This window comes from Selenomonas ruminantium subsp. ruminantium ATCC 12561, assembly GCF_000424065.1.
GTDB classification, from domain to species: domain Bacteria; phylum Bacillota; class Negativicutes; order Selenomonadales; family Selenomonadaceae; genus Selenomonas_A; species Selenomonas_A ruminantium.
In genome coordinates this window covers 1-13616 of record NZ_AUJE01000020.1, presented here as the reverse complement: position 1 = coordinate 13616, position 13616 = coordinate 1, and the positions used below count along the sequence as shown (strand labels likewise).

General features: G+C 49.1%; 16 protein-coding genes. 1 reads left to right on the top strand and 15 read right to left on the bottom strand.

Annotated features, from left to right (window positions below; all coding sequences use genetic code 11):
* Positions 1 to 5: 5 nt before the first annotated feature.
* The 7 genes from G598_RS0108965 to mnmA all read right to left on the bottom strand — a co-directional run bounded on the left by G598_RS0108965 (position 6) and on the right by mnmA (position 6102).
* Positions 6 to 758 (bottom strand): ABC transporter permease, encoded by a 753-nt coding sequence (locus tag G598_RS0108965; RefSeq protein ID WP_026766681.1) that lies wholly within the window; start codon positions 756 to 758, stop codon positions 6 to 8.
* Positions 755 to 1519: an ABC transporter ATP-binding protein gene (locus G598_RS0108960; RefSeq protein WP_026766680.1), complete on the bottom strand. Its 765-nt coding sequence runs from the start codon at positions 1517 to 1519 to the stop codon at positions 755 to 757. The genes G598_RS0108965 and G598_RS0108960 overlap by 4 nt, the downstream gene beginning before the upstream one ends.
* 1 nt (position 1520) lies before the next feature.
* A complete protein-coding gene (locus G598_RS0108955; RefSeq protein ID WP_051180131.1) occupies positions 1521 to 2474 on the bottom strand; it encodes an ABC transporter substrate-binding protein in 954 nt (317 codons plus the stop codon).
* 6 nt (positions 2475 to 2480) lie between these two features.
* Positions 2481 to 3305, bottom strand: coding sequence for an HlyD family secretion protein (locus G598_RS0108950; protein ID WP_026766678.1), 825 nt, complete (start codon positions 3303 to 3305; stop codon positions 2481 to 2483).
* A gap of 440 nt (positions 3306 to 3745) precedes the next feature.
* Complete coding sequence (locus G598_RS0108945) at positions 3746 to 4138, bottom strand: DUF3783 domain-containing protein (protein ID WP_026766677.1); 393 nt, start codon at positions 4136 to 4138, stop codon at positions 3746 to 3748.
* A gap of 4 nt (positions 4139 to 4142) precedes the next feature.
* Positions 4143 to 4934, bottom strand: coding sequence for an NYN domain-containing protein (locus G598_RS0108940; RefSeq protein WP_026766676.1), 792 nt, complete (start codon positions 4932 to 4934; stop codon positions 4143 to 4145).
* Between the two features lie 79 nt (positions 4935 to 5013).
* On the bottom strand, positions 5014 to 6102 hold the full coding sequence (gene mnmA, locus G598_RS0108935; RefSeq protein ID WP_026766675.1) for a tRNA 2-thiouridine(34) synthase MnmA: 1089 nt from the start codon (positions 6100 to 6102) through the stop codon (positions 5014 to 5016).
* Positions 6103 to 6243: 141 nt separating this feature from the next.
* Between mnmA and G598_RS0108930 the strand changes: the two genes are divergently transcribed.
* Positions 6244 to 7470: a nucleotidyltransferase gene (locus G598_RS0108930; protein WP_026766674.1), complete on the top strand. Its 1227-nt coding sequence runs from the start codon at positions 6244 to 6246 to the stop codon at positions 7468 to 7470.
* A gap of 18 nt (positions 7471 to 7488) precedes the next feature.
* Here G598_RS0108930 and G598_RS0108925 read toward each other — a convergent pair whose 3' ends face one another.
* The 8 genes from G598_RS0108925 to G598_RS0108890 form a co-directional block, all read right to left on the bottom strand.
* Positions 7489 to 8061 carry a hypothetical protein gene (locus tag G598_RS0108925; RefSeq protein WP_026766673.1) on the bottom strand — a complete coding sequence of 191 codons (573 nt, stop codon included), beginning with the start codon at positions 8059 to 8061 and terminating at the stop codon, positions 7489 to 7491.
* Positions 8058 to 8276 (bottom strand): 4Fe-4S binding protein, encoded by a 219-nt coding sequence (locus G598_RS0108920; protein ID WP_245582784.1) that lies wholly within the window; start codon positions 8274 to 8276, stop codon positions 8058 to 8060. Before G598_RS0108920 ends, G598_RS0108925 begins: the two co-directional genes overlap by 4 nt.
* 98 nt (positions 8277 to 8374) lie before the next feature.
* Positions 8375 to 8590: a hypothetical protein gene (locus G598_RS19745; protein ID WP_169534981.1), complete on the bottom strand. Its 216-nt coding sequence runs from the start codon at positions 8588 to 8590 to the stop codon at positions 8375 to 8377.
* A 357-nt stretch (positions 8591 to 8947) separates the two neighbouring features.
* Positions 8948 to 9106 (bottom strand): FeoB-associated Cys-rich membrane protein, encoded by a 159-nt coding sequence (locus tag G598_RS19505; protein WP_102012091.1) that lies wholly within the window; start codon positions 9104 to 9106, stop codon positions 8948 to 8950.
* 14 nt (positions 9107 to 9120) lie between these two features.
* Entirely contained in the window at positions 9121 to 11016 is a 1896-nt protein-coding gene (gene feoB, locus G598_RS0108905) for a ferrous iron transport protein B (protein WP_026766671.1), read from the bottom strand.
* Positions 11017 to 11062: 46 nt separating this feature from the next.
* A complete protein-coding gene (locus G598_RS0108900) occupies positions 11063 to 11287 on the bottom strand; it encodes a FeoA family protein (RefSeq protein WP_026761104.1) in 225 nt (74 codons plus the stop codon).
* 301 nt (positions 11288 to 11588) lie between these two features.
* Positions 11589 to 12140 carry a hypothetical protein gene (locus tag G598_RS0108895; RefSeq protein ID WP_026766670.1) on the bottom strand — a complete coding sequence of 184 codons (552 nt, stop codon included), beginning with the start codon at positions 12138 to 12140 and terminating at the stop codon, positions 11589 to 11591.
* Positions 12141 to 12259: 119 nt separating this feature from the next.
* A complete protein-coding gene (locus G598_RS0108890; protein WP_245582783.1) occupies positions 12260 to 13141 on the bottom strand; it encodes an ROK family protein in 882 nt (293 codons plus the stop codon).
* Positions 13142 to 13616 lie beyond the last annotated feature (475 nt).

The window sequence follows — 13616 nt, the reverse complement described above, 5'->3', positions numbered from 1 at the left end:
CGACCTCACTTCATCTGCCAGCGGCAAAGGCGCGCTTCAAGGATATCCAGCAAGCCAAAGAGTAATAACCCCATCAGGCTCAGAATCACAATACCCGTATACATCTCCAGATAATTCACCCGCAGCCAGGCATCCATGATAAAATAGCCCATGCCGTACTGCGTGCCGAAGGTTTCCGTAAAAAACAGCACCGATACCGCCGTAGCCATAGCCACGCGGATAGCCGTGATAAAGTTCGGCAAAGTTGCCGGCACGAGGATATAGCGGAACACCTGCCGGAACCTCGCCCCCAAAGAATACAGCGGATAATAGGTTTCAGCAGGAATAGCACGGATACCATCTCTGAGCGCCACGACAATCTGAAATACCACAATGAGGAAAATCATGATGATTTTCGACAGCTCCCCAATCCCTGCCAAAAGCATCAAAATGGGCAGCAGAGCAATCTTCGGTATCGGATAGGTCAGGTATACAAGCGGTGCCAAATACCGGTCTGCCTTGCCAAAATAGCCCATGATAATGCCTAAAGGGTAACCCACCAATACCGCCAGCAGAATGCCAGCAAAAATCCGCCACAGGCTATACGCGGCGTGCACAGCGATTTTGTCCGCAAAAATTTCGCCCAGTCGTTCAAAGACCAACAAGGGCTCCGGTATGATGGGCAGCTGTACCAAAGCCGCCGTCAGCTGCCACAGGAGCAGCAAAAAGAGCACGCCGAAAAGATAGGCACGCAAAACTACTTTGCTTTTGTTTCTCATGACTGCCGCGCCCCCATAGCCTTGATTTTCTCCTTCAGTTCCTGACTCTTGGTGAAAAATTCTGTTGTCGTCTTCCACGCACGGCTGCCCTGCCATTTATTCTCCATGACCTCGGCCACCGTGCCGCCATTTTGGCCGCCCGCCATCAGTACAATCTGCTGGCCTAAGTACAAGGCTTCTTCCACATAATGGGTCACAAGGATTGTGGTTATGCCAGCCTCCTCCCAAAGGTCACGGAATACATCCTGCATTTCCTCGCGGGTAATGGCATCTAATGCCGAAAAAGGTTCATCCATCAGCAAAATATCCGGCTCGAGCAAAAACACGCGGGCAAGGCTCACCCGCTGCTGCTGACCGCCGCTGAGTTCCTGCGGATAGCGGCTGAGCAAATCCTCAATGCCCAGTTTTTGGCACAGAGCCTCCATTTTAGCCGTCTTTGCCTCCGTCCAGCCATCCTTAATCCGGCAGGCCAGCCGAATATTATCCGCCACGGTCTGCCAGGGCAACAGGCCGTAGTTCTGCGGCATAAAGCCAATCCGCAGTTTCTTGGGGCTGACTTCACCGCCGTTAATGCGCACCTGCCCCGTAAAATCAGTAATCAGCCCTGCAACCACCTTTAGCAGCGTGGACTTTCCACAGCCGGAAGGGCCTATAACAGCACAAACCGTTCCTTGCGGAACGGTCAGGCTGACATTTTGCAATGCCGTATTCTTTTGTTTTAACCCGGAATAGCTAACAGCTAAATTCTTTACTTCAATCATATCACTTGCTCAATACATCGACCACAAAATCGGCGTAGGTATAATTCTTCTGAATAAGCCCCTTGCCCTGCAGCCACTTCACGCAGTCCACCACATCGCTTTCCTTGGGCAGAGTTGCATGATGATATTCCGGCAGCTTCAAGGCTTCTTTGGCAGCCGGCGGGAAACCGCCTTTTTCCACAATCAGGTCAATGTATTCTTCCCGCGGCGTGTTGTTGAGGTAATCCACAGCCTTGTTATAAGCGCGATACATAGCGGCAATTTCTGCCCGTCTGTCGTTCGTAGTCTTGGCCGTAAACATGATGACGCCGGGATTGATGCCCAGTTCGTCAGACCCCGTTACGAACTGACAGCCATTGTGTACGGCAATGCTGGCCATCGGCTCCGGCAGTGTTGCTGCAGCCAATTTGCCATTCTGCAGCATTTCCAAACGGGTGGGAATCTGCGGAATAATCACCTTGCTTACGCTGTCTTCCGGCAGATTTTCCTTCGCCAAAATCTGGTCGGTCACATACTCAATGATGGTGTTGCGGGAAACCGCTACATCCTGACCTTTAAGGTCAGCTACGGATTTCGCCCCGGACTGCTTACTTGCAATCAGCTTGTAACTGCCATCGGTGAAGGACGTTACCTTCACGTTGAAGCCGCCGTCTTTAGCAAAAGCCACGGCCAACATATCCGAGATTGCCCCGTCCAGATTGCCGCTCTGCAGCGCTGAATCTCGGTCCATGGCACTCTTATACTGCTGAATGTTGACCTCCAGACCTTCTTCCTTAAAATATCCCTTTTCCTGCGCGATGATAAACGGCAGGGAATCCGTATCCGGCATCAGGCCGATATTCAAGGGCTGTAAATCCTTCTTGGCCTCCTGCTGACCACAGCCAGCCACCAATCCCATCAATAAAATTGCCATGATTAATAATGCATACTTCTTCAACGTTTTTACTCCCTTCATGATTGTTTATTCAGACAGCCACTTGGACAGGAAATCTGCTCCCGTCCGAGCATAATAAACCGCTTTGTCGATAACGTCCTTGTTTTCTGCATAGGCGCTCTCAGCCTTGGCTTTAATCCTGCCGGTCTCCTGCTGCATTTCTGCCACCGTGTCCAGCTTGGCATCCACATTATCGAGCATGCTCTGGGCCTCGGCAATGGACTGCTTCAGCTTCGCTACATCGCTGTCTGCCTGCGCGGAAACCTTCTCGTTTTCCTGCAGCTTCTCCTGCCGCTTGGCTTCTTTACCGGTAACTTTATCTACCAGCTTGCCTAATGCAGAACCAGGCGCTTCCTTGCTGATTTCCTCATTGCGCCCCTTGGCTCGGCTGGACATATCCTCCAACTCGCGCTCACGCTCCTGCAACGCCTGTTTCTGCCGCTCCAATTCCTGACGGCGTGCCTTGAGGTCTGCCTCCTGGTCAGCCAGCTTCTGTTCCCTTGCCTGCATCTGCTGACGTTCCATCTGCTGCTGATTCTGCTTGGCCTCAGACTGGTCCTGACTGTAACCAGCCAGCATAAAACCGCCAAAAAGCGCTGCCACAAAGCAAATGGCCAAAAGTATGCCTCGCTTCTTACCTGCGGTGAAAAACGGTTTCCCCTTCGTCTTTTCCACACAGGGCGGTATCTCCTCCGGCGGCAGTTCCCGCACGCCGCGATAGCCGCTGTCCAGCCGCTCCGTATTATCTTCAATCCGTGGCAACGGCTGGGTATCGAACTTTCGCTCGTCATCTGACCTCTGCCCGTCAACAGGACGCATTAACTGCGTCTTATCCAAATCATCTTGTTTCATCTAACTATATCTCCGTTTGCTATCCACTAAAAACTACTAATTGATAGTATACGTTTTTTTCTCAGACGTGTCAAAAACAGCGGTTTCTTTTTAACCTTTTCCCCGCTGTATTCCTGTGCTATAATATTTTACGGTTGGTGAGTCGGTCTTCCCGCTGGGGAGGTGGTAACCATGACGCTATATGAAAAGCTGTCCTTGTTGATAGCTGGCCTGACGCTGATTGTTGCCGTCTTAGGATTATTCAGGTAAGAAATTACTTTGTAATATGAAAAAGACCGCTTGTTAAGCGGTGCGGCCTTCCTCACATTCTAGATAACGGGAAGTGACCGGCGCTGCTACACACCAGCCATTTCTTTATGCATATTATACAACCTATAGATACATATTTCAAGCCAAGAGAGCGTTCAACTTGAACAGCCTAAAGCCTGCAATACCTGTCTTTAATTCGCCTGTTCCGCCAACGCGCCGTGTTCCTTCTGCATCGTTTCACACAATCTTCTGAGGGTCCACAGTGTATTGAACGGCGTCACCACCGCCTTAAAGCGGATATGAGGCACACCGGCATCTTTAAGCGCCAATAGAACTTCATCCAAGCGTTTGTTGCGGATATTCTGGAGCACCATGACCTCATGGGGAAAGACAAAGTTATCCTCGTCTTTAGCCTTGGAGGGCTGAAATCCTTTGGCGCCCAATAAATAGCCCACCTTTTCCCGCCAATCCTCCGGCTGCAGGATTTTGGTCACGATGCCCATTTTATGGAGGGTCTTGCAGGCCAACGCCAATTTTTCGTCATCCTGAAATTGATAAAAAAGTACCTGTTCCTGCCGTTTCATCTACTCAGTCCTCCACCCAGCGGGCCATACCCCGCATCAGTAAATACGTCACCAATTCATCTATCGACACACCTTCAGCCGCCTGCCGTTCCTGCAAAGTCTCACGCAAAGTACGAGGCAGCTTGACGGTCAAGTTGCCCTCCGACAAAGCAGCATTATCCTCTGACTTGGCCGCTTTAGCGTTTTTCGCCGTCTTTACGGCTTTTTCCATTTTCGCTGTTTTGGCCGCTTTCGTCTCTTTTACCGTCTTTGCCGTTTTCGTTGCCGTTGTTTCCTTTGCCGCTTTAGTCGTCTTCTTCTCCTGTTTTGCCTCGTCCTTAACGGCCTTTGGCTTACGGGCAGGCTTTTTCTCTTTTTCCTCCGGCGGGTAAACCATAAACTCATCATAAGCATTGCGCAGCGTTTCGCTGGCCTGCTTCGTGCCCACGCCGATGATATAAGACGGCGTATCCGAATTCAGATATTCCGCTATCCGCACGAAATCCGAATCCGTGGTGATGATAAAGAACCGCCGCACACCTTCATCATAAAGGAGCTTGGCCGAATCGTAAATAGCTGAATCAAGAGAATTCTTCCCGTGATAAGTACGGCTAATTTGCCGGAAGGTAAAGCCGGGACGGCGCATGAGTTTTTCCCAGCGCTTCTGCTCCGGACGCGCCTCCCAGTCGGAGACCACAATGGTTCGGCAGGGCTGATAGCGCCGCGCTTTGCCCAAGGTGTAATTCAGCATTTCAAACGGCGCATTTTCAATATCGTATAAAATCGCTACAACTTCGTTACTGGAATCTAAGGTCATAAAATCCTTCCTTTAATTTTGATCCTATATATTTGTATCATTCGCCATCAAAGGAAAAAATCCTGCTAAACAGTCAAATTCAGTCATTAATAGCCTGCTCAATCATGGCGCCGCCCACGAGTACATCATCATCATAGAATACCACAAACTGTCCTGGCGTAACCGCCCGCTGTGGTTCAGCAAATTCCACTTTAAGCAGACCATCTGCCTGCATAGAGAGCCTTGCCTGCGCCTCACGCTTGCCATAGCGGATTTTGGCGCCAAATTCCATACCGTCCTCCAATTTATCAATGGCAATCCAGTTGGCATCACTCGCCAAAAGCCCTTTGGCAAAGACGGAAGTGTTGCCGCCCACGACCACTTCATTGTGCTGCATATCGAGCTTATGCACATAGAGTGGTTCCGGTGCCGCAATGCCCAGCCCCTTGCGCTGGCCAATGGTATAAAGTGGCACGCCGTTATGCCTGCCCAGCACTTTTCCTTCATCGTTGACGATATTGCCCTTGCGCAAGCACTTGGGCCGGTGCTTTTGTAAAAATGCCTTGTAATCATCATGGGGCACAAAGCAGATTTCCTGACTTTCGGCTTTATGCGCCACTGGCAAATCCATCTTCTCCGCCAATTCCCGCACATGCTCCTTAGTCATATCCCCCAATGGCAACAGAATATGCTGCAAGGACGTTTGCGGCAAACGATGCAAAGCATAGGACTGGTCTTTATGCTCGTCCAGACCTTTTTTCACCACATAACGGCCGTTTTCCAGCTGACCAATGCGGGCATAATGACCCGTGGCTAAAAAGTCTGCACCTAATTCTCTGGCCTTATCCAGCAACAGGCCGAATTTCATGGACGGATTGCACATCACGCAGGGATTCGGCGTACGCCCCTTGGCATATTCGCTCAGGAAATAGTCAATAACATTTGCTTGAAATTCTTTGCGAAAATCCACCGTATGATGTTCAATGCCCAAAGCTGCTGCCACTTTCTTGGCATCCCGCACACAGTCCGGTTCTTCACCTGCCGCCACATTGACCGTTTCACTGCGGCCTTCCTCCGTCAGCAGCATGGTAATGCCGATTACCTTATATCCCTGCTCGGCCAGCAAGGCCGCTGTCAGAGAACTGTCCACACCGCCGCTCATCGCCACGGCTACTGTCTTTTTATCCAAAATAGCATCCACCTCTTAATGCCTATAGCTGTACTCTGTTTATATTTAACTACCATAACATATTTACGGCTATGGCTCAATACTTTTCTACGATTGCAAACCATGTTAAACTGGAATCAATACGATTACGGAGGCAGGAATATGAACGTCACGGGCATTATTGCCGAATATAATCCCTTTCACAATGGGCATCTTTACCAAATCAAAAAAATAAAAGCACAGGACGAGTCCCTGATTATCGCCGTCATGAGCGGCAGTTTTACCCAACGCGGGGAGGCTGCAATCTTTGACAAATGGCAACGGGCGGAAACTGCGGTAAAAAGCGGTTGTGATATCGTACTCGAACTGCCCTTTGCCTTTGCCTGCCGCAGTGCTCAGGACTTTGCCCGCGGCGGAGTGACCTTATTAAACCGGCTGGGCATTGTCAATCAGCTGGCCTTTGGTGCAGAATGCGCTGACCTGTCCATATTGCAAAACATTGCCCTGCAGCTGGACGATAAAGCCTTCCAGGAAAAACTCCATGCCCATATTGCCAGCGGCCTTTCCTATGCACAGGCCATCAGTGCAGCACTGGATTTAGACACGGAAATCACTGCGCTGATTAAACAGCCCAATAATATTTTGGCCATCGAATACCTGCGCAGTCTGCGCCTGCTAAGCTCCGATATCCGCCCGTTGCTTATTCCCCGTCAGGGCGCAGGCTATCATGAAGAAAAAATCAACGGAAACCTTGCGAGCGCCACCGCCATCCGGCATGCCTTATACCGCAGGGAAAACCTATCTGACTTGAAAGCCGTTATGCCACCAGCCAGCCAGGAATTGACCAGTCAAAATTTGACCAGTCAGCTCCCCAAAATGAACCGGCTCTATCTGCCCCTGCAGGCCAAACTTTTGACCAGTAACCTTCCCCGCCTGCAGAACATCTACGGCATCAATGAAGGGCTGGAAAACCGTATCCTTGACTGCGCAAAAACAGCTGACAACTGGCAGGAGCTAATTCAGGCTGTCACGACTAAACGCTATCCCGCCAGCCGCATTGCCCGCACTCTGCTTTATCTCTTAATGAACATAGATAAGGACAGCATTGCCTTATTTGACCAGACAGGCCCCCTCTACGCCCGTCTGCTGGCCGTAAGCCCTCAGGGCAAAACGATTCTGCGGGAGATAAAGGCCCAAAGTTCCCTCCCCTTGATTACCAAAACCAGCCAATACCTGACCACCACAAAAAGGCGCGAAGTACAAACAGACCTCACGCCTTTGGAACAAATGTTACGGCTGGACACGCTGGCTACGGAACTGCGCCAGCTGACCTGCGAAAAAAAATCGCCCCGCAACGATTTTCAGCAATCACCGATATTTATCCGCTAAAAAATGGTTAGCTATGGATTATTGCGTTTTTCCCGCCTTTGCCTGACATATCAACTGTGTAAGCGTCCCCATAGGACAGTACACACACCAGGAACGCGGGCGGAACAACAGCATGGTAATCAGCGCAATGACCTCCGAGGTCAGCATCAGACTGTAGAGCCCAAAGGCAAACTGCGCCGTCCACGGCGAAACCGCACCACTGTAAGCCCATTCCCAAGGAAAATGGAACGTCCAGAGAAGCGACACGACCTGCTGCAAGGACTCTGCCCCACTGTACACCAACCATGTGGTATAGAGAACACTGCCAAACATGCCGAAGAAGAACAGCATAAAACCATAGCGAAACGCCTTGCTTTTCATCCACGCCGGCATATCCCGCCGCCGGGAAAAGCCAAGCTGCCCCAATGCTCTAAGCGTCTGCCCTCTGTCACAATAGCGGTTGCAGAAGAGTTTATTGCCAAAGCCAATCGCCATAATCAAGGGCAGGGCAAAGCTGATTAACCCCATCCAGGCAAAGAGAATATTGAAAAAGCCCATACCAAAGTAGATAAGTGACCAAATCCATAAATAATGATACCAATGCTTATTCATGCCCGCACCTCCACTTGGATAAGCGAAGCCGGACATTCCTGGGCACATTTGCCGCAGCCTACACAGCGTTCTTCCTGTACTTTGGCATACTGCCCCTGATAAATATGGATAGCACCGCGGGGACAAACATCCTCACAGGTACCACAGGCCACACAAGCCGCTATGTCCACCACCGCATGACGGGGGGATAATTTTTTCCCTACCATTTCACTCATCAAAACAGCCCTTTCTGACTATAATACACAATGGTTATTATAGTGCAGAAAGGGCTGTTGGTCTGTGCCTTTGTCACAGAAAATCTATTGGCTATCACCTATGCTTCTTTCAGCTTATGCCGAATTTTCTCCTGATTCAACTTGGAAAGCGTACCTGCCGTCCCCAGCACATACATTCCATTTTTCAGTTTGAGCAGAATTCCTGTCCGCCCATTGTCGGTTTCGATAACCCCCTTCATCTCAGAGTCCTCCGGTAAAGGTCTGTCACCCCAGAATAGCGACTTTGACATGTTTCGCAACTTGCTGATCCTCATACACTCTGCCTCCTACTATAAAATTTTACACTTCGATGGACTTTTCCATCCAAATTATCATTTCAACAGAAAGCTATTTTCTCCTGCTGAAATCATGTGTTTATTTTACCCCCAGCAACTGAAATCTATCTGAATATTTTCTTAAAATCCGCTTAAAAATCCATCCCCATATTGATTGAAAAATCCCCCCCACAAACCAACCTCGCCCTGTGTCCTACTGGCTGATAACCATTTGCTACGCAATAAAGCCCGTGGGCTGGTAATGACTTTCCGTCGCGTTTGACAAGCTTGTCTAAGCAGAGGAAAGCCATTACCAGCCCACGGGCGTCTTACTTTATCGATGTAAACCGTAACGGTTTAATGTTTTGCACTATGGCACTCAGCACAGCCACAACCGCAGCCGCCGCTTTCACTGCCACAGCAATCGTTATGCCCGGAAACAAAGTTATGATATACATGTTTCAAGGCAAAGAACAGGGCAACAGCCAATACTAAACCTACAATATAGGTTGCCATAGTCATTCCTCCCATCAGAAACCTAAGAGGCTGCCAATCTGGTAAACCAGCAGGGAAACCACCCAGGCAATAGCAAACATATATACAGCGGAGAAGCCCATCCACTTCCAGCCGCCGGCTTCTTTCTTAATCGTCCCCAAAGCCGTTACGCACGGAGTGTACAGCTGCGAGAAAATCATGAAGGCAAAAGCGGACAGAGCCGTAAAGCTCGTTGCCATGCCCGTTTCCAACAGGGTATCTGCCGTTTCCACAGCATCTTCTGCTTCCGTGGAAACTTCATCAGCACCATAAAGGATACCGATAGTAGCTACCACGGTTTCCTTGGCCATGATACCGGAGAGCAGGGCTGCACCGGCTTCCCAGGTGGCAAAACCATGGAACACAAAGAGCGTGCTCATCCAGTTACCCAGCGTTGCCAAGATGGATTCGTTGATTTCGCAGGGACCATCGAAGTTGTAGTTGGACATTACCCACAGCAGAACAGAAGCGGCAAAGATAATGGTACCGGCTTTGACGAGGTAGCCCTTACCCTTATCCCAGGTTTCCAAAAGAACCGTCTTCATATCCGGCATACGATACGGCGGAAGTTCGAGCAGGAACGTGGACCCGCCATCCTTAAATACGGAACTGCCGAGGATTTTTGCGGCAACAATCGCCATGATTACACCGATGATGTACATCGCAAAGACCACATTAGCGGCATTATCCGGGAAGAACATGGCCGCAAACAGCGCCATAATCGGTAGTTTTGCACCACAGGTCAAAAACGGCGTAACCATAATGGAAACCATACGGTCTTTTTCCGAATCCAAAGCACGCGCACCCATAACAGCAGGCACAGCGCAGCCAAAGCCCATCATCAACGGCATAACGCCTTTACCTGTGAGACCGCAGCGACGCATAATCGGGTCCATGATGAAGGCAATGCGAGCCATATAACCCGTGCCATCGAGGAAGGACAGGCAGAAGAACAGCACGAAAATCAGCGGTACAAAGGTGAGCACGGCACCCACGCCGGCGATAACGCCATCGCAGACGAGAGATACCATCCAGTCAGCCACACCTGCTGCTTCCAAGGATTCCTTGGCAAAATCGAGGAAATCCTCATTGATGGCTGCATCCAAAGCATCGGCAATCGGCTGGCCAATCCATTCAAATGTGATATTAAATACCGCATACATGATAGCCAAGAAAATCGGCAGTGCCAAAATGCCATTAGCCAGGAATTTATCCATCTTTTCCGAAGTGCTCGCACCTACATTGCTGGCGGTTACAGCATCTGCCACCACCGTATCAATCAACGCATAGCGGGCCTCGATGATTTCTTCGTTCTTCTGCTCCTTGCTCTTGCTGCTGGCCTTGATTTCTTCCACCTTGGCGATATGCGCCTTTACGCGGTCACTGGGCTGGTAGTTAGCCATCACCGTAGTGGTAAAGACATCCAGAAGTTTCTTGGTGCTCTTGCTGCTGCGGCCCACGGTTTCTACCACCGGCATGCCCAGCGCATCTTCCATCTTGCGGCAGTCCACCTTGATGCCGCGGCGCTCTGCATCGTCCTGCATGTTGAGGTCAATGAGAAGGGGAATGCCCTGTTCGAGCAGCTGAATGGTCAAGAACAAGTTACGCTCGAGATTGGAGCTATCCACCACATCCACCACGAGGTCAAGCTTCGTGTTCATGAGATAATCAATAACGATTTTTTCTTCCGGGGAGCGGGCATTGATGCTGTACGTACCCGGCAAGTCCACGATGGAAATGGCACGGTCCTTATGGCGGGTGTAACCGACTTTTTTATCTACCGTAACCCCCGGCCAGTTGCCGATTTTCTGACGAGCACCGGTGAGCTCGTTGAAAATTGTGGATTTACCCACATTGGGATTACCGGTAAGTGCTACTGCTAAAGTTGACATTGTTATTTACACATCTCCTCTGTTCATTCGTATTTACTGTTGCGATTTAGTTTACCTGCTGCACCTGAACCTTGGCTGCATCATCGCGACGCAGAGCCAGATTGTAAGAACGAACACCGATAGCAATAGGGTCACCCAACGGAGCACTGCGCAGAACCTTAACCTTCGTGCCCGGGGTAAGTCCCATGGTCATCAATCTTTCCTTGAGGTCGGAATCGCCAATCTGCTGAATTTTCAGCGTCATGCCGGTTTTACCGTCTTTCAGTGTCAAAATCAACGCCTCCTAATAAGATTACTTGATAAATTATGAGATTATTTCTACTTAAGTTATGATAACGCATATCAATCACACTTGTCAAGGATTCTCATTTACAAATGGAAAAGATTTTCATTAAGTAATTTTCGTTTTATTCTGTATATTTCGTAAAAATAGCTAGCAGAAAATACGCCATTCCCAATAAAAAAAGGCAGGACTGTTGCATAAGTGTGAAATCACACTTATACACAGCCCTTCTTTTAGCTCTCATAGCCGATATCTGCTACTATTGTAGGTAATTTCTCCCGCTATCCATTTAAACCGCAGGTTTCCCCGCAGCATTTACTTCCTTCAACCCATAGACAGCACCAGCAAAAGCAGCCCCCATAATGCGTGTTTCATTGTCCGGCTGCTTACTGAGTTCCTGCATATGCGCCCGAAATGTATCTTCCATTTTAATCAGATTAAGATATATCGCCAAACTTAATTTATCCTGCAACTTTTGGGAAGATAAAAAACCTGCTACCAATTTCCCGCGAACCCTCGGTTTTTCCGCAGCCATTAAAGCATTGGAAACAGCTTGAATAATGGGATCATTAAATTTATCTGCAATTTTCCATGCAGACATACAGGCTTTCTTGACCGTCGCACCATCCCGAACCAAAAAGAAAATAATCAGTGAGGTCATGGCCAGCACACTCTTATCTGCAGTAGTCCGCTTAGTACAAGATTCATAAATAGCTATAGGTTCTTCCTCTGTGCGCAGGCCTAATTCGATTACCTGCGAAATATCCTCTGCCCCGGGCTTAAAGAAAAGCCCTGCTGCCGTCATGCAGCCACGGGCACGTTCCAATGCATATTTATCCATGGTTATCACCTCAAGGAATAATTCGCCATGAATAGGGCTTTTTTCCTGCCTATACTACTTATACGTAAAAATATTTCACACATTCCTATCTATATAATTTTTCAATCATTTCTATTCTATTATCTATGCAGATTAGCCACCGCTCCGAGCAGGTTGGCATCATTACCATGCTGGCAGGGCAACAGCTTTGGCTTTACATGAGCCACGCCTACAATCATGAGGATTTTCTGCAAGTGCTCATTTATGGTTGGGATGAAGTCTGGACGAGAGCTGATGGCACCGCCAAAGAGAATAGCCTCTGGATCAAAGGTATACTGGATGATATAGGCAGCACGGGCCAGATATTCATACATATTATCAATCAAACGGGCTGCATCGGCATCTCCCTGCTCTTTGAGCTCAAAAACCTTGCGGCCATCATAGGTATCCACCGGCACGTTGCGGATTTTGGCCAGCTGACGGCAAAGGCCGCCTGTAGACCCCACTTCACTCAAAATATCGTAGTCATCATTCATGACCATATAACCAAATTCGCCACCATGCTGATGCGGGCCATGGATGATTTTCCCATTATGAACCAAAGCGCCACCAACCCCCGTACCAATCACGAAATAAGCCAGGTTCTGATACTCACGTCCAGCGCCTGTCCATGCTTCGCCCAAAGCCGCACAGTTGGCATCATTTTCAATCGTGACCATCATGCCCAGCCGCTCCGACAACGTCTGCCGAATGGGGAAATCATGGATGTAGTCCAAGGCACTGCTGCCGCCGATAATCCCTGTCATATTATTGACTGCCCCCGGCATGCTGAAACCAGCCCCGTAGATTTCCCTGCCCTTGCTCAATTTCTGCCGTACCTGCACAACTGCCTGATAGAACTGTTCCAAAGTTGCCGGTGTCGCAAAGCTTCCCTTTTCCTGCAAATTTCCACTCGCATCAACCAAAGCATACTTCACACTACTGCCGCCCACATCATAAGCCAGATAATTCAATTCTGTCACACTCCTTCTTGATTCTTATTGTATCACCCCCTATCCAGACAGACAGTAGATTGCCAGAACTCTGATACATTGTTACAAAGTTTGGCATGAATTCCAACTCAATTTGAAACAATGCCACAGAAAAAAATGTAAAAAACGCTTTTTTATCGCCCCCGCCAGAAGACGCCTTCCTCTTAGGTGGGAGATGAATGGCGGTAGATTGAGCGGGTTCGATGCCCGCTCAATCTACAAAACAACGTAGATAGTCTTGCCAACTGTTTTTTTGCCATATAATATGTATATAGTAAGAAAGGAGGTGTAACAAGATGTATCTAACTCAATCGAATGTAATCCGAAAACTCTCCAAGGAAGAGTATGCTATGCTCAGGGAGATGTGCCAGTACAGCAATAACCTGTACAATGTGGCTCTCTACAACATCAGGCAATACTATTTCAAGGAAAAGAAGTTCCTCAATTACGAGGAGAATTACCATGC